Origin of the sequence: Streptomyces anthophorae, assembly GCF_049310305.1 — a bacterium.
GTDB lineage: Bacteria > Actinomycetota > Actinomycetes > Streptomycetales > Streptomycetaceae > Streptomyces.
Genome location: NZ_JBLWQQ010000001.1, coordinates 5512753 through 5528716 on the forward strand (window position 1 = coordinate 5512753; position 15964 = coordinate 5528716).

Here is a 15964-nt window from a genome sequence, read left to right on the forward strand (position 1 = left end):
TGGGGTGCCCGGATCGGGTGGGGGCCCGGTTCGGTCGGCGAAGGCCCGCGACATCGCCCGCGCACCCGTGAATGTGTCCTTGGGGGGATGTGCGTACGGTGGAGAACTCGCGAGAAGACGGCCTGTCAGGGCCGACCCATGACCCGCACGAGGTGACGGTCCAACTCGACTTCATAGGTCGGCAGTTGGGCGGCCCGGTCGGCGCGAGACCGGGTGCGCGCACGCCCCTCGGCGCGGAGCCCGCGGGCTCGGACGACAAGGAACTCCCCGTCTTCGTCGACGACTCGGGTCGGCGCGGCCGCACCTTCCGCCGCTTCGGCGTGGCCGCGGGCCTGGCCATCGCGGTCTACGCCGTCGCCATCGTGATCACCGTCTTCTCCGGGAACTCCGACGCGCCGTGGCTGCCGATGCCGGCCGAGGGCAAGGGGTCGGGCAAGGTGGACACCGAGTCGTCCGAGCCCACGCCGACTCTCTCGTCGTCCGGGTCGCCGGGCGCCACCGCGCAGCCCAGCGCCTCCGGCGGCGCGCAGCCGAGCACCTCCGCGGCGCCGGGCGCGAGCGCGTCGCCGACGACCGGAGCCAGTACGTCGGGGAAGCCGTCCACCGGCACGTCGCCGTCCGGCAGGCCCAGCGGCAAGCCCTCGACGACCGTGAATCCCACGAAGCCGGACGACAGCGACAAGCCGACGACGGGACCGTCCGGCGGCAGCCCCGCCGACCCGTCGACGGACCCCGGCGACCAGCCGAGCGGCCCGGCGGACGGAGCGGGGACCGACGGCTCGGGCACCCTCGCCGACGGCGGCCTCGCGCGTCTGATCGCAGCGCCCCTGGTGGCGCCCCTCGTCCCGCCCCTGGAAAGCAGCGTCCTGTAGATGTCCGACCGCTCACGCCGCTCGCGCCGCGCACCGGCCGCGGCCCGCAGGCGCCGCCTCCCGCTGCGCTACCTGCTGCCCTCGCTGCTGCTCGTCGCCGTGATCGCGATGCTGATGCTGCGCGGCTATGTCCACAGCGAGATCCTCGCCGACCACCGCATCCGCCCCGAGGCGGCCACCGACAAGGTGCCGGAGAAGATCCTCGACGGCGGACCCGTCATCGACACCCGGGGCGGCCGCGAGAGCAGCCGTTCCATAGGCAAGCACCAATTGGTGCTCACCTTCGACGACGGCCCCGACCCGGAGTGGACCCCGAAGGTCCTCGACGTCCTCAAGAAGCACGACGCGCACGCCGTCTTCTTCGTCACCGGAACCATGGCCTCCCGCTATCCCGACCTGGTGCGCCGCATGGTCGACGAGGGGCACGAGGTCGGCCTGCACACCTTCAACCACCCCGACCTCTCCTACCAGTCGAAGAAGCGCATCGACTGGGAGCTGTCGCAGAACCAGCTGGCCCTCGAAGGCGCGGCGGGCGTGCGCACCTCCCTGTTCAGGCCGCCGTACTCCTCGTTCGCCGACGCCATGGACGACGCGTCGTGGCCGGTCACCAAGTACATCGGCTCGCGCGGCTACATCACCGTCGTCAACAACACGGACAGCGAGGACTGGAAGCGCCCCGGCGTCGACGAGATCATCCGCCGTGCCACGCCCAAGGACGGCAAGGGCGCGATCGTCCTCATGCACGACTCCGGCGGCAACCGCTCGCAGACCGTCGCCGCGCTCGACCGCTTTCTGCCGCATCTTCAGGGCGAGGGCTACAAGTTCGCGAACCTCACCGAGGCCCTCGGCATGCCCAGCGCCCACACGCCGGTCACCGGCGTCGAGCTGTGGAAGGGCAAGGCGTGGGTCTACGCGGTGGGGGCCTCGGACAACATCACGGGCGTCCTCGTCGTCGGCCTCGCCGTCATCGGCGTCCTCGTCATGTCCCGCTTCGGCCTGATGCTGATCCTGTCCGCGGTGCACGCGCGCAGGGTCCGCCGCAAGGGCTTCGCGTGGGGGCGGCCGGTCACGGAGCCGGTCTCCGTCCTCGTACCGGCCTTCAATGAAGCCAAGTGCATCGAGAACACGGTCCGTTCGCTGGCATTGAGCGAGCACCCCATCGAGGTCGTCGTCATCGACGACGGTTCGACGGACGGCACCGCGCGCATCGTGGAGAACATGCGGCTGCCCGGCGTCCGCGTGGTCCGGCAGCACAACGCGGGCAAGCCCGCGGCCCTCAACAGGGGCCTGGCCAACGCCCGGTTCGACATCGTCGTGATGATGGACGGCGACACCGTCTTCGAACCGGCCACCGTGCGCGAGCTGGTCCAGCCGTTCGGCGACCCGAGCGTCGGCGCCGTCGCGGGCAACGCGAAGGTGGGCAACCGGGACTCGCTGATCGGCGCGTGGCAGCACATCGAGTACGTGATGGGCTTCAACCTCGACCGCCGCATGTACGACGTCCTGCGCTGCATGCCGACGATCCCCGGGGCGGTCGGCGCCTTCCGCCGCAGCGCCCTGGAGCGCGTCGGCGGCATGAGCGACGACACGCTCGCCGAGGACACCGACGTCACGATGGCACTGCACCGCGACGGCTGGCGCGTCGTCTACGCCGAGAAGGCGCGTGCCTGGACCGAGGCCCCGGAGACCGTGCAGCAGCTGTGGTCGCAGCGCTACCGCTGGTCGTACGGCACGATGCAGGCCATCTGGAAGCACCGCAGGGCGCTGGTCGACAAGGGTCCATCGGGCCGCTTCGGCCGGGTCGGTCTCCCGCTCGTCTCGCTCTTCATGGTCCTGGCCCCGCTGCTCGCGCCGCTGATCGACATCTTCTTCCTCTACGGACTGGTATTCGGCCCGACGGAGAAGACGGTGGCCGCCTGGTTCGGCGTGCTCGCGATCCAGGCGGTCTGTGCGGCGTACGCCTTCCGGCTCGACAAGGAACGCATGACGCACCTGATATCCCTCCCGCTCCAGCAGCTCCTGTACCGGCAGCTGATGTACGTCGTCCTGCTCCAGTCCTGGATCACCGCGCTCACCGGCGGCCGCCTTCGCTGGCAGAAGCTGCGCCGCACCGGCGTGGTCGGCGCGGACGCGGGCGCCCGGATGCCGCGCCAGCGGACGACCTCCGTCTCCGACGACCAGCGGAGGCCGGTGTCATGACCCACCCGACGTACGAAGGCAACGCCGACCCCACGCGCGCGATGCCCACGCGGCCGCTGCCCACTCAGCGGCCGCCGACGCCCGCGGAGCCGGCCGCCGCACCCAAGAAGCCCGGCCGGGACCGCTATCTCGACCTGCTGCGCTCCATCGCGCTCGTCCGCGTCGTCGCCTACCACCTGTTCGGCTGGGTCTGGCTCTCGATCCTCTTCCCGTCCATGGGCGTGATGTTCGCGCTCGCCGGATCGCTGATGGCACGCTCCCTGAGCAGGCCCGCGCTGAGCGTCGTACGGGGAAGGCTGCGCCGCCTCCTGCCGCCGATGTGGCTGTTCAGCGCGCTGGTGCTGCCGCTGCTGTTCATGGGCGGCTGGAATCCGGGCAAGGACCCCGACACCGGCGGCGGCGCCTGGGGCTGGCTCGGCATCGTCAACTACGTGATCCCGATCGGCGCCCCCGCCTACCCGTGGGAGATCGCCGACCCGCCCGGCTTCCTGGAGACCACGTGGGCCGAGCAGGGCATCGGCCCGCTCTGGTACCTGCGCGCCTACCTGTGGTTCGTGCTCGCGTCCCCGTTGCTGCTCAAGGCGTTCCGCAAGCTCCCGTGGGCGACGCTGTGCGCGCCGCTCGTCCTCACGGCCGTGGTCGGCACGGGCCTGGTGGAGATCCCCGGCCGTACCGGCGAGGCCGTCACCGACTTCGCCGTGTACGGCAGCTGCTGGATCCTCGGCTTCGCGCACCAGGAGGGCGTGCTCCAGAAGGTGCCGCGCTACGCCGCGGTGTCCTGCGCGGCGCTGCTCATGGGCTTCGGCCTGTGGTGGGCCTCGGGTCACCTCTCCGAAGAGGGCTGGGACCTGAACGAGATCCCATTGGCGCAGGCGACCTGGTCCCTCGGGTTCGTCGTCATCCTGCTCCAGTACGCGCCGTCCTGGCAGCAGTTGCCCGGCCGCCTCGCGCGCTGGGACCGCCTGGTGACCCTCGCGAACAACCGGGCCGTCACGATCTACCTGTGGCACAACCTGCTCATCATGGCGACGTTCCCGCTGATCGACCTGCTCTATCAACTGCCCTTCATGGACGACCGGTTGAGCTCCGCGCTCGACGCGACGTACATGCTCTGGTCCTTCGTCCTCGTCTGGCCCCTGATCGGCCTCGCGATCGTCTCCACCGGCTGGGTCGAGGACCTCGCCGCGAAGCGCAGACCGCGGCTGTGGCCCGACGGGGCGCGGAAGGGTGGCCGGAAGCGGGCGCGGCACGCCTGACGGGCCGCCGGGGCGGGCTCCTGGGTCACGATGTGATGGCGGTGTGGATTTTTCGCGTCCAAGGGGTGGAGGGGCTCGCTAGCGTGCTGCGGGGCGCTCGCGACGGACGAGCGCCGGCGGGGCGACCAGGTGAAGGTGTGACGTGCAGGCGACGGTTGACGGGTTCGGCTACGGGGCCGTGACCCCGGTGGCGGCGTTCTTAGTGGCCAGTCTGGGAGGCGGGATCGGGCTGCGTTGCACCGTGCGGGCGCGGCACCTCGACTCGGGGCGGCCCAAGTGGCTTGCGTACAGCGCGCTTTCGCTGGGCGTCGGCATCTGGTCCATGCACTTCATCGCGATGATGGGCTTCCAGGTGCACGGCGCGCACATCGACTACGACGCGCAGCTCACCTTCCTCAGCCTCGCCGTCGCGGTGCTCGTGGTCGGCGTGGGCGTCTTCGCCGCCGGTTACGCCGGGCAGCGCACGCCGGTCCTGCTCGGCGCCGGCCTCTTCATGGGGCTCGGCGTCGCGGCCATGCACTACCTGGGCATGGCCGCCATGCAGTTCTCCGGGACCCTCCACTACAGTGCGCCCATCGTGGCCGCCTCGGTGGGCGTGGCCGTGGTGGCCGCCACCGCCGCCCTGTGGCTGATCATGAACGTACGCGGGTTCCTCGTCAGCCTCGGCGCCAGCCTGCTCATGGGAGTGGCCGTCTGCGCCATGCACTACCTGGGCATGGAGGCGCTCACCGTCGAGCTGATGGCGGCGTCCGGCAGCACGGGCTCCGCGGTGTTCACGGTCCTGGTCCCGTATCTCATCGGCCCGTTCCTCGTGCTGTTCTTCGCCGGTGCCGTGCTGCTCTTCGACCCGCAGACGCTGGAGGGCGACCCGGTGGCGCGCTCCCGAAGCTCCGCCCAAGGCCTCACCACCCGGCCACCGGCCGGGTGAGAGCAACGTTCCCCGGTGGTCACGTCAGGCCATGAGGCGGAAATCCCGCCTCCCTACCTTCAGGGGCATCACCTGCGAACCGTGACCTGGAGGCGTGCCATGCCTGGCCCCAAGGAACAGACCCGGCGCCGGAGTTGGATCGAGCGGTGGGATCCCGAGGACGAAGTGTTCTGGGAGGAGACGGGCGCGAAGGTCGCCCGGCGCAACCTCGCCTTCTCGATCCTCTCCGAGCACATCGGCTTCTCGATCTGGACCCTGTGGTCCGTGATGGTCCTCTTCATGGGGCCCGAGTACGGGATCGACCCGGCGGGGAAGTTCTTCCTCGTGTCGATGGCGACGCTGGTGGGCGCCTTCGCGCGCGTGCCCTACACCTTCGCCGTCGCCGTCTTCGGCGGCCGCAACTGGACGATCGTCTCGGCGAGCATGCTGCTCGTGCCGTCCGTCGCCGCGTTCCTGGTCATGGAGCCGGGCACCTCGTACACCACCTTCATGTGGTGCGCGGCGCTCACCGGCGTCGGCGGCGGCAACTTCGCCTCCTCCATGACCAACATCAACTCCTTCTTCCCGCTGCGCAAGAAGGGCTGGGCGCTCGGCCTGAACGCGGGCGGCGGCAACATCGGGGTCCCCGTCATCCAGCTCGTCGCGCTCGCCGTGATCGGCGCGAGCGGCGGGCCGCGGGTGCTGCTCGGCATCTACATCCCGCTGATCGTCGTCGCGACCGTCTGCTCCGCGCTGTTCATGGACAACCTGGCGACCGTGAAGAACGACACCGGCGCCGCGAAGGAGGCCGTGCGCGACGCCCACACGTGGATCATGTCGTTCCTGTACATCGGCACCTTCGGCTCCTTCATCGGCTACTCCTTCGCCTTCGGGCTCGTCCTCCAGACGCAGTTCGGGCGTACGCCGCTCCAGGCGGCCGGCGTCACCTTCATCGGCCCGCTGCTCGGCTCCCTCATCCGCCCCGTCGGCGGCAAGCTCGCCGACACGTACGGCGGCGCGCGCATCACGCTGTGGAACTTCGTCGGCATGGCCGCCGCCACGGCCGTCGTGACCCTGGCCTCGGTCGAGAAGTCGCTCACCCTGTTCACCGTCGCGTTCATCGCCCTGTTCGTCCTGAGCGGGCTCGGCAACGGGTCGACGTACAAGATGATCCCCGGCATCTTCCAGACGAAGGCGCTGGCCAAGGGGCTCACGGGGGAGGACGCGGCCGCGTACGGGCGGCGCCTGTCCGGTGCCTCCATGGGGCTGATCGGCGCCGTCGGCGCGCTCGGCGGGCTCGGCATCAACCTGGCGTTCCGGCAGTCCTTCCAGACGGCGGGCACCGGCACCGGCGCCTTCGTCGCGTTCCTCGCCTTCTACGCCGTGTGCTTCGCGGTGACCTGGGCCGTATACCTTCGCCGCTCGGCCTCGCGGACCGTCGCGAGTTCCACGGCCGAGACGAAGCCGCAGCTCAGCTACGCGGAGGTGTGACAATGGCGCCCGTAACACGCACGCAATAGCGTTGATCCGGGGTCGACACGGAGCGTTGACAGGCTCGGACGACGCACCGGTGGGCCTGGTGCACGGAAGAACGTCGAGCGGGGCGAGAACCAGCATGGACGAGGAACAGCAGGCCACGAGGCCGGAGCGGACCCACGGGCCGATCGACGGCTTCACCGTGGGCGTGACCGCGGCGCGCCGCGCCGACGAACTCGGCGCGCTGCTCCAGCGGCGCGGTGCCTCGGTGCTGCACGCGCCCGCCCTGCGTATCGTGCCGCTCGCGGACGACAGTGAACTCCTCGTCGCCACCAAGGAGTTGATAGACCACGCGCCCGACGTGGTGGTCGCCACCACCGCGATCGGCTTCCGCGGCTGGGTCGAGGCCGCCGACGGCTGGGGCCTGGGCGAGGACCTGCTCGACCGCCTGCGCGGCGTGGAGCTCCTCGCGCGCGGCCCGAAGGTGAAGGGCGCGGTGCGCGCGGCCGGCCTCACCGAGCAGTGGTCGCCCTCGTCCGAGTCGATGGCCGAGGTGTTGGAGCGGCTGCTCGACGAGGGCGTCGAGGGGCGGCGCGTCGCGGTGCAGCTGCACGGCGAGCCGCTCCCCGGCTTCGTCGAGGCGCTGCGGGAGGCGGGCGCCGAGGTGGTGGGCGTCCCCGTCTACCGCTGGCTCCCGCCGCAGGACATAGGGCCGGTCGACCGCCTCCTCGACGCCACGGTGGCGCGCGGCGTGGACGCCCTGACCTTCACCTCCGCCCCCGCCGCCACGGCGCTGCTGCGCCGCGCGGAGGAGCGGGGCCTCACGCAGGAGCTGCTCGCGGCCCTGCACCACGACGTGCTCGCGGCGTGCGTCGGCCCGGTCACCGCGGTGCCGCTGCAAGCGGCCGGCGTGGACACGGTGCAGCCGGAGCGGTTCCGGCTCGGCCCCCTGGTGCAGCTGCTGTGCACGGAACTCCCGGCACGCGCGCGTACGTTGCCGGTCGCGGGTCACCAGATGCAGATCCGCGGGCAGGCCGTGGTGGTGGACGACGAGCTGCGACCGGTGCCGCCCGCCGGCATGTCGCTGCTGCGGACGCTGGCCCGCCGCCCCGGCTGGGTGGTGTCCCGCGCGGAGCTGCTGCGCGCGCTGCCGGGCGCGGGCCGCGACGAGCACGCGGTGGAGACGGCGATGGCCCGGCTCAGGTCGTCCCTCGGGACACCGAAGCTGATCCAGACCGTGGTCAAGCGGGGGTACCGGTTGGCCTTGGACCCGGCGGCGGACGCCAAGTACGCCGACGGTTGACCTGTCCTGTTGCGGTCGACCGGGTGCACGTCGCGGGGCTCTGCCCCGGGCCCCGCTGTTCAATCGCCGCAGGGGCTTGATCGGCGGCCCCACACGAGGAGCGCCCGCGCCAGGCACCCGAGCGCGCCCGTGCACAGCACCGCCCGCACCACGTTCCACGCCACCCACGGCCCCTCGAAGTCCTCCCGCACCCGCGCCGGATCGGAGATTTTCGCGGGGGCGCCCGCCGCGGCCAGCGCGTCGTTCAGCGGCACGTTCACCGCGGACGTCAGCAGGAACGCCACCGCGTAGCCGGCCAGCGCCGCGAACACCCAGCCGCGCAGCCCCCGCCGACGCCGCACCCGCCAGGCCGCGCACCCGGTGAGCAGCAGCGCCCCGACGAAGCTCAGGAAGAACACCGGGTTCTGGATGACGTCGTTGATGTTCTGCATCACCTCGATGTACGTGCGGTCGCCGCTGCGCGCCAGGGCGGGCATCACGGCGCACGAGAACACGTAGAACGACCCGGCTGCCAGCCCCATGGCGACCGTGGCCGCCCCCAGTACCCACTCCGTGACACGCGTCGTTGTCGTCATGACCCCAGTCAAGCCGCGGGCCGTGCCGCCCGACATCGTCGATCCGCGCGGCCGCATACGCGAGCGTCCAGGGGCCCGCGTACCGTACGGGCATGCTGATCGACGACCACATCGAACTGCGCCGCGCCGTCCCTGGGGACGCACCGGCGCTCGCCGACGCCGTCGTCCGCAACCGGGAGTTCATGCGGACCTGGGAGCCGTACCGCCCCGAGGGCTACTACACGGCGCGGGAGCAGGCCGAGCGGATCGCCGACCGCTCCGGGGCGACGTGGCTGCTGTTCGACCGGGCAGCGGGCGGTCGCGTGGTCGGCCGCGCCGCGCTCAGCGGCATCCACCTCGGCCCGCTGTGCAGCGCCAACCTCGGGTACTGGGTCGACGCCGACCACCGGGGCCGGGGACTGATTCCCGCCGCCGTCGAGGAGGTCTGCCGCGCCGCCCGCGACGAACTGGGCCTGCACCGCATCGAGGCGGGCACGCTCACGGACAACGCGGCGTCCCAGCGCGTGCTCGCCAAGTGCGGCTTCGTCCGGTACGGGCTCGCGCCCAAGTTCCTCCACATCAACGGGGGTTGGCGCGACCACGTCCTCTTCCAGCGGCTCCTGCACGACGACCCACCGGCGTACGGGCAGGTGTGACCCGTCAACCCCCGTTCCGGCAGCGGGGGTTCCGGCACGGCCCGCGGGCGGGCACTGTAGAGGGCATGGCAGCAGTACCCACAGGGCCCCACCCGCCTGCCCATGCCCCCTACGAGTTGCGCTTCGACTCCGGGCGTCTCTGCCTGGACCTCCTCGCCACCGCGCACCCCGACGAACGCCTCACGAGCCCCGACCTGCTGCGCGCCTGGCTGATCGGCGCGGGGCTCGTCCCGGGCGCCGCCGCGCTGCCGGACCGCTCGCCCGCCTGGCTCGCCGCCTTCCGTGAACTGCGCGGCCACATCACCCAGTTGGTGCGCGGCGAACTCTCGGGCCGCCCGGCCTCCGCCGCCCTGGAACGGGTCAACCTGCTCGCCCGCGCGGCCCCGCCCGCACCCCGCGCCGTACGCGCCGCCGACGGCACCCTCGTCCGCTCCCTGCACGTCGAACCCGGCTGCCCGGCCCTGCTCGCGGCCGTCGCGCGCGACGCCGTCGACCTCCTCACCGACCCCGCGGTGCGCGGCTCCCTGCGCCAGTGCGAGGGCGACAACTGCCCGATCATCTACCTCGACATGTCCCGCGGGCGCAGGCGCCGCTGGTGCTCAAGTGAGGTGTGCGGCAACCGGGAACGCGTGGCCAGACACCGGCGCAGAGCGGCGGCCCTGGCCAGGGCTTGAGCCGTGGAGTGTGCGGTTCGTCCCGGTGACCGGGCCGCGGGTCGGCGGCCTTTCCGGCTGGGGGTCCGGGGGTTATCCCCCGGGAGATGCAGCCTCGACATGTCCCGCGGGCGCAGGCGCCGCTGGTGCTCAAGTGAGGTGTGCGGCAACCGGGAACGCGTGGCCAGACACCGGCGCAGAGCGGCGGCCCTGGCCAGGGCCTGAGACACGTTCTGCAACTCCCTTTGAACATCCGCGAGTTCGTCTGCGTATCCCTCCCGTGAGCCCAGCCGAGAGACATGGCCGAACAGGGGACACCGGAGGTAGGCGTGCGCAAGGATTCCGCCGTGGCCGATGAACGCCCGCCCCGGGCCCGACATCGCGCTCCCCGGCCCCCCGAGCCGGACGAGGAGCTGATGCGCGCGCTCTACGCCGAGCACGCACGGCCGCTTCTGGCCTATGTGCTCCGCTTGGTGGCGGGGGACCGGCAGCGCGCGGAGGATGTCGTACAGGAGACGCTCATCCGTGCCTGGAAGAACGCCGGCCAGCTCAACCGAGCGACCGGTTCGGTACGCCCCTGGCTGGTGACGGTCGCCCGGCGCATCGTCATCGACGGCCACCGCAGTCGGCAGGCCCGGCCGCAGGAGGTCGACCCGTCGCCGCTGGAGGTCATCCCCGCGGAGGACGAGATCGACAAGGCGCTGTGGCTGATGACCCTTTCCGACGCCCTGGAGGACTTGACCCCGGCCCACCGGGAAGTACTCGTGGAGACGTACTTCAAAGGACGTACGGTCAACGAGGCTGCCGAGACGCTCGGCATCCCCAGCGGCACGGTGCGCTCGCGGGTCTTCTACGCGCTGCGCTCGATGAAGCTGGCGCTGGAGGAACGGGGGGTGACGGCATGACGACGGGGCACGAATCGTACGGTTCCTTCGGCCACGGACCGGCGGGCGGCGATGTGCACGAGACCGTCGGCGCCTACGCGCTCGGCATCCTCGACGACACCGAGGCGAGCGCGTTCGAGGCCCACCTGGCGACGTGCGAGCAGTGCGCGCGGAACCTGGAGGAGTTCGCGGGCATGGAGCCGATGCTCGCCGCCCTCGCCGACCTGCCGGCCGAGCGCGGCGCTCCGCGCCTTCCGACCCCGGACATCGGCGACTCGCTGGCCGCCCGCCCGAGTCCCCGCCTCGCGGAGTCCCTGGCGGACGAACTGGGGCGCCGCCGCGCGAAGAAGCGCAGGCGCGGCCTCTTTCTGGTGGCCGCCGCCGCTGCCCTGATCATCGGCGGCCCGCTGACGGTCATGGCGGTGACGGACGACGGGGGCACGGGCACCCTCGCGGACCCGCACCCCACGAGCCCGGCGGAGGACGCCTTCTTCCACCACATGCCCGAGAAGGTGAAGGCCACGGACGCGAAGACGAACGTCACGGCGACGATCGGCATGGAGAAGAAGGCCTGGGGCACCCACACGGTCCTGGAACTGAAGAACGTCAAGGGCCCGCTGAAGTGCTCCCTCGTCGCCGTCGGCAAGAACGGCGAGCGCGAGACGGTCACCACCTGGGCCGTCCCGAAATGGGGCTACGGCATCGACACCAGCACCAACGCGAACGCGAAGCGCCCGCTGTACGTGCACGGGGGCGCGGCCTTCGACCGGGGCCAGATCGACCACTTCGAGGTCGAGACGCTCGACGGCAAGCGCCTCGTGGAGGTGAACGCCTGACCGCGCGGCTGAACGCGCGGCGCCGCACGTAGCCCTACGGGGCCCCTTTCGCGTACCTTTGACGGCTGCCCAGCACGTCAGAAGGGGGCCCGGTGGCCGCTCAGGCTCCGCACGATTCAGCGGTGAAATCGGATACGGACGCAGCGAAGGACGCGAACGCGGACTCGGTGCGCGACCGTGAGCTCGGCGTCGAGCAGGATCATCTCGACGCCGTCTACCGACGCCTCGAGGAGAAGATCCACGAGGCCGAGTTCCTGATGGAGGACGCCACCAAGCGCGGCCAGGTCGGCACGCCCGGCGCGCTCGCCGAGCGCGACGCGCAGGTCTTCCGCGCGGGCATCCACCTCAACCGCCTCAACAACGAGTTCGAGGACTTCCTCTTCGGCCGCGTCGACCTGCTCGAGGGCAAGGACGGCAAGAAGGGCCCGGACGGCGCGTACACGGCGGTCGAGCCGGCCGAGGGCGCCGTCCGCGAGGACAACACGGCCGACATCGCCGAGACGCTGCACATCGGCCGCATCGGGGTGCTCGACGCGGACTACTCGCCGCTCGTCATCGACTGGCGCGCCCCGGCCGCCGCCCCGTTCTACCGGTCCACACCGGTCGACCCGGGCCGCGTGGTGCGCCGCCGCGTCATCCGCTCCAAGGGCCGCAAGGTGCTCGGCGTCGAGGACGACCTGATGCGCCCCGAGCTGACCGCGTACCTGGACGGCGAGCGGCTGCCCGCCATCGGCGACGGCGCGCTGATGGCCGCGCTCGGCCAGGCCCGCAGCCACTCGATGCGCGACATCGTCGCCTCCATCCAGGCCGAACAGGATCAGGTCATCCGGGCCCCCGCGGCCTCCGTGACGTACGTGGAGGGCGGCCCCGGCACCGGCAAGACGGCGGTGGCGCTGCACCGCGCCGCATACCTCCTGTACCAGGACAGGCGGCGCTACGCGGGCGGCATCCTGATCGTCTCGCCGACCCCGCTCCTCGTCGCCTACACCGAGGGCGTGCTGCCCTCGCTCGGCGAGGAGGGCCAGGTCGCGATCCGCGCGGTCGGCTCGCTGGTCGACGGGGCGGAGGCCACGGTCTACGACTCCCCGGCCGTCGCCCGGATCAAGGGCTCGTCGCGGATGCTCAAGGTGCTGCGGAAGGCGGCGCGCGGCGCGCTGGAGTCGGGGCGCCCGCAGCGGCCCGCCGTCCAGGAACAGCTCGCGTTCGGCGACGAGGACGAATCCGAGGCCGGTCCGACGGAGACCCCGACCCGGCTGCGCGTCGTCGCCTTCGGCCGCCGCCTCGAACTGGACGCGGACCGGCTGAACCGGATCCGGCAGTCCGCCCTCGGCGGCACCGCCCCCGTCAACCACCTGCGCCCGCGCGCCCGCAAGCTCCTCCTCGACGCGCTCTGGGACCAGTCCGGCGCCGGGAGCAGGCACTCCGACCCCGAGCTCGCGGCCGAACTGCGCTCCTCCTTCGACGAGGACATCACGAGCGAGGACGAGTTCCTGCGCTTCCTCGACGCGTGGTGGCCGGAACTGACGCCCCGCGCCGTCCTGACCGCCATGTCCGACGAGCGGCGCCTCGGCCGCTGGGCCCGCCGCATCCTCAACCCGGGCGAGATCCGCAGGCTCGCCAAATCGTTGCGCCGCGACGCCCTCTCGGTCCACGACGTGGCCCTGCTCGACGAGCTGACCGCCGTCCTCGGCACCCCGGCCCGCCCGAAGAAGAAGCGCGAGTACGACCCGCTGGACCAGCTCTCCGGCCTGGAAGAGCTGATGCCGCAGCGCGAGGAGTCCCAGCGCGAGCGCGCCGAGCGCCTCGCCCAGGAGCGCACCGAGTACGCGCACGTCATCGTCGACGAGGCGCAGGACCTCACGCCGATGCAGTGGCGGATGGTCGGCCGCCGCGGCCGGCACGCGACGTGGACGGTGGTCGGCGACCCGGCCCAGTCGTCCTGGTCGACCCCCGACGAGGCGGCCGAGGCCCGCGACGAGGCCCTCGGCACCCGGCCCCGCCGCCGCTTCACGCTGACCGTGAACTACCGCAACCCGTCCGAGATCGCCGAGCTGGCCGCGAAGGTCCTGGCGCTCGCGATGCCCGGCTCGGAGTCCCCTTCGGCGGTCCGCTCGACGGGCGTCCGGCCGCGCTTCGAGGTCGTACGGGACAAGACCGGGGACACCGTCAGGGCCGAGGCCGCACGGCTCCTTGAGCAGGTCGACGGCACAGTGGGCGTCGTCGTGGCGATGAACCGCCGCGAGGAGGCCGCCCGCTGGCTCTCCGGGCTCGGCGAGCGCGTCGTCGCGCTCGGCTCCCTGGAGGCGAAGGGCCTGGAGTACGACGCCACGATCGTGGTCTCCCCGGCGGAGATCGCCGACGAGTCCCCGGCGGGCCTGCGGGTCCTGTACGTGGCTCTGACGCGGGCGACGCAGCAGCTCACGGTGGTCTCCGGCGAACGCGACGAACCGGATGCGAACGGGGTGCCGGACCTGCTCCGCGACTGACCCTTGCCCCTGCTGTCTCCGGTGTTACCGTTGATGACGGCACCGGCTCGATCCAAGCCCCCGGGCCCAACCATCGTCCCTTAGAGGGACCACTTGCCGCGAGGCGAGCATGGCGGGTCGGTGTCGTCTACGTGGGACGAGGCCCACGTCACTCCGGTGGCGTGGGCCTCGTTCTGTTTCCTCTTCCGGTTTCCCGGCACTTCTCGTATGGTGGAAAGTACTTTCCAAAGGACGAATGAACGTTAGCTTCAAAACCCGATGCGACTACCACGTACTCACCGGTAGGTGGGACCATCGGACGGCAACAGCTACACGGTGAAAGCAGAGGAAGTCGGCCATGGCAACGGCGCCCAGCGTCTCCTACTCGATGACGGTCCGGTTGGAGGTCCCCGCGGGCGGTAACGCCGTCTCGCAGCTGACCACGGCCGTGGAGTCCTCCGGCGGCTCGGTGACCGGCCTCGACGTCACCGCTTCCGGTCACGAGAAGCTCCGGATCGACGTCACCATCGCGGCCTCGTCGACGTCCCACGCGGACGAGATCGTCGACAAGCTCCGCGGTATCGAGGGCGTCACGCTCGGGAAGGTCTCCGACCGTACGTTCCTCATGCACCTCGGCGGCAAGATCGAGATGCAGTCCAAGCACCCCATCCGCAACCGTGACGACCTCTCCATGGTCTACACGCCGGGTGTGGCCCGCGTCTGCATGGCGATCGCGGAGAACCCCGAGGACGCCCGGCGTCTGACCATCAAGCGCAACTCCGTCGCGGTCGTCACCGACGGCTCCGCGGTGCTCGGCCTCGGCAACATCGGCCCGAAGGCCGCGCTGCCGGTCATGGAGGGCAAGGCGGCCCTCTTCAAGCGCTTCGCGGACATCGACGCCTGGCCGATCTGCCTGGACACCCAGGACACCGACGCCATCGTCGAGATCGTCAAGGCCATCGCCCCGGGCTTCGCGGGCATCAACCTCGAGGACATCTCGGCGCCCCGCTGCTTCGAGATCGAGGCCCGCCTGCGCGAGGCCCTCGACATCCCCGTCTTCCACGACGACCAGCACGGCACCGCCATCGTCGTGCTCGCCGCGCTCACCAACGCGCTGCGCGTCGCGGGCAAGGACATGGGTGACACCCGCGTCGTCATGTCGGGCGCCGGCGCCGCCGGTACGGCCATCCTGAAGCTGCTGCTCGCGGCGGGCGTCAAGAACGCCGTCGTGGCCGACATCCACGGTGTCGTGCACGCGGGCCGCGAGGACCTGAAGGACGCCGACAGCGACTCGCCGCTGCGCTGGATCGCCGACAACACCAACCCCGAGGGCCTCACCGGCACGCTGAAGGAAGCGGTCGTCGGCGCGGACGTGTTCATCGGCGTCTCGGCCCCGAACGTGCTGAACGGCGACGACGTGGCCGCCATGGCCGAGGGTGCCATCGTGTTCGCGCTCGCGAACCCGGACCCCGAGGTCGACCCGGCGATCGCCCGTCAGACGGCCGCCGTGGTGGCCACGGGCCGCTCCGACTTCCCGAACCAGATCAACAACGTGCTGGTCTTCCCCGGCGTCTTCCGCGGCCTGCTCGACGCCCAGTCGCGCGCGGTCAACACGGAGATGATGCTGGCGGCCGCGAAGGCCCTGGCCGACGTGGTCACCGAGGACGAGCTCAACCCGAACTACATCATTCCGAGCGTCTTCAACGACAAGGTGGCCGGAGCGGTCGCCGGAGCCGTCCGGGACGCCGCCAAGGCCGCCGGAGTGGCTGTGACGGGGGCCACGACCGCCTGATTACCGGCGCGTCGCGGTTTACGGGGCCCCCGGGCCCCATAGGCTGGCCGGGAAACAGGCCCCCGGCCCGCCCCTGCGACCGGCGTGGTGGCGCTGTCCGTGTGACCCCAA

13 protein-coding genes and 1 pseudogene are annotated in these 15964 nt (G+C 71.6%); 13 read left to right on the plus strand and 1 reads right to left on the minus strand.

The annotated features are described in order from the left end of the window. The first annotated feature begins 98 nt into the window (after nucleotides 1–98). The 6 genes from ACNYS0_RS25105 (at nucleotide 99) to ACNYS0_RS25130 (ending at nucleotide 8013) form a co-directional block, all read left to right on the plus strand. Nucleotides 99–872 (plus strand): hypothetical protein, encoded by a 774-nt coding sequence (locus tag ACNYS0_RS25105; protein WP_422476727.1) that lies wholly within the window; start codon nucleotides 99–101, stop codon nucleotides 870–872. Further along, on the plus strand, nucleotides 873–3071 hold the full coding sequence (locus ACNYS0_RS25110) for a bifunctional polysaccharide deacetylase/glycosyltransferase family 2 protein (RefSeq protein ID WP_422476728.1): 2199 nt from the start codon (nucleotides 873–875) through the stop codon (nucleotides 3069–3071). A gap of 41 nt (nucleotides 3072–3112) precedes the next feature. Further along, on the plus strand, nucleotides 3113–4327 hold the full coding sequence (locus ACNYS0_RS25115; protein WP_422482772.1) for an acyltransferase family protein: 1215 nt from the start codon (nucleotides 3113–3115) through the stop codon (nucleotides 4325–4327). A gap of 142 nt (nucleotides 4328–4469) precedes the next feature. Next, a complete protein-coding gene (locus ACNYS0_RS25120; protein WP_422476729.1) occupies nucleotides 4470–5255 on the plus strand; it encodes an MHYT domain-containing protein in 786 nt (261 codons plus the stop codon). Between the two features lie 99 nt (nucleotides 5256–5354). Then, nucleotides 5355–6725: a nitrate/nitrite transporter gene (locus ACNYS0_RS25125; RefSeq protein WP_422476730.1), complete on the plus strand. Its 1371-nt coding sequence runs from the start codon at nucleotides 5355–5357 to the stop codon at nucleotides 6723–6725. A 124-nt stretch (nucleotides 6726–6849) separates the two neighbouring features. Then, nucleotides 6850–8013, plus strand: coding sequence for a uroporphyrinogen-III synthase (locus ACNYS0_RS25130; protein WP_422476731.1), 1164 nt, complete (start codon nucleotides 6850–6852; stop codon nucleotides 8011–8013). A 59-nt stretch (nucleotides 8014–8072) separates the two neighbouring features. Here the strand turns inward: ACNYS0_RS25130 and ACNYS0_RS25135 are convergent, their stop codons facing one another. After that, complete coding sequence (locus ACNYS0_RS25135) at nucleotides 8073–8588, minus strand: anthrone oxygenase family protein (RefSeq protein WP_422476732.1); 516 nt, start codon at nucleotides 8586–8588, stop codon at nucleotides 8073–8075. Between the two features lie 92 nt (nucleotides 8589–8680). On the opposite strand from ACNYS0_RS25135, the gene ACNYS0_RS25140 reads away from it, so the two are divergent. The 7 genes and pseudogenes from ACNYS0_RS25140 (at nucleotide 8681) to ACNYS0_RS25170 (ending at nucleotide 15853) form a co-directional block, all read left to right on the plus strand. Continuing rightward, nucleotides 8681–9223, plus strand: a complete 543-nt coding sequence (locus tag ACNYS0_RS25140) for a GNAT family N-acetyltransferase (RefSeq protein WP_422476733.1) — start codon at nucleotides 8681–8683, stop codon at nucleotides 9221–9223. A gap of 65 nt (nucleotides 9224–9288) precedes the next feature. Further along, complete coding sequence (locus ACNYS0_RS25145) at nucleotides 9289–9897, plus strand: CGNR zinc finger domain-containing protein (protein ID WP_422476734.1); 609 nt, start codon at nucleotides 9289–9291, stop codon at nucleotides 9895–9897. A gap of 93 nt (nucleotides 9898–9990) precedes the next feature. Then, nucleotides 9991–10101, plus strand: a pseudogene (locus ACNYS0_RS25150) (CGNR zinc finger domain-containing protein); the annotation flags it as partial. 74 nt (nucleotides 10102–10175) lie between these two features. Continuing rightward, complete coding sequence (locus tag ACNYS0_RS25155; RefSeq protein WP_266710860.1) at nucleotides 10176–10781, plus strand: sigma-70 family RNA polymerase sigma factor; 606 nt, start codon at nucleotides 10176–10178, stop codon at nucleotides 10779–10781. Further along, a complete protein-coding gene (locus tag ACNYS0_RS25160; protein ID WP_422476735.1) occupies nucleotides 10778–11596 on the plus strand; it encodes an anti-sigma factor family protein in 819 nt (272 codons plus the stop codon). Before ACNYS0_RS25155 ends, ACNYS0_RS25160 begins: the two co-directional genes overlap by 4 nt. Before the next feature lie 122 nt (nucleotides 11597–11718). Then, a complete protein-coding gene (locus ACNYS0_RS25165) occupies nucleotides 11719–14082 on the plus strand; it encodes a HelD family protein (RefSeq protein ID WP_422476736.1) in 2364 nt (787 codons plus the stop codon). Nucleotides 14083–14419: 337 nt separating this feature from the next. Then, on the plus strand, nucleotides 14420–15853 hold the full coding sequence (locus ACNYS0_RS25170; protein WP_422476737.1) for an NAD-dependent malic enzyme: 1434 nt from the start codon (nucleotides 14420–14422) through the stop codon (nucleotides 15851–15853). Nucleotides 15854–15964: the final 111 nt, after the last annotated feature.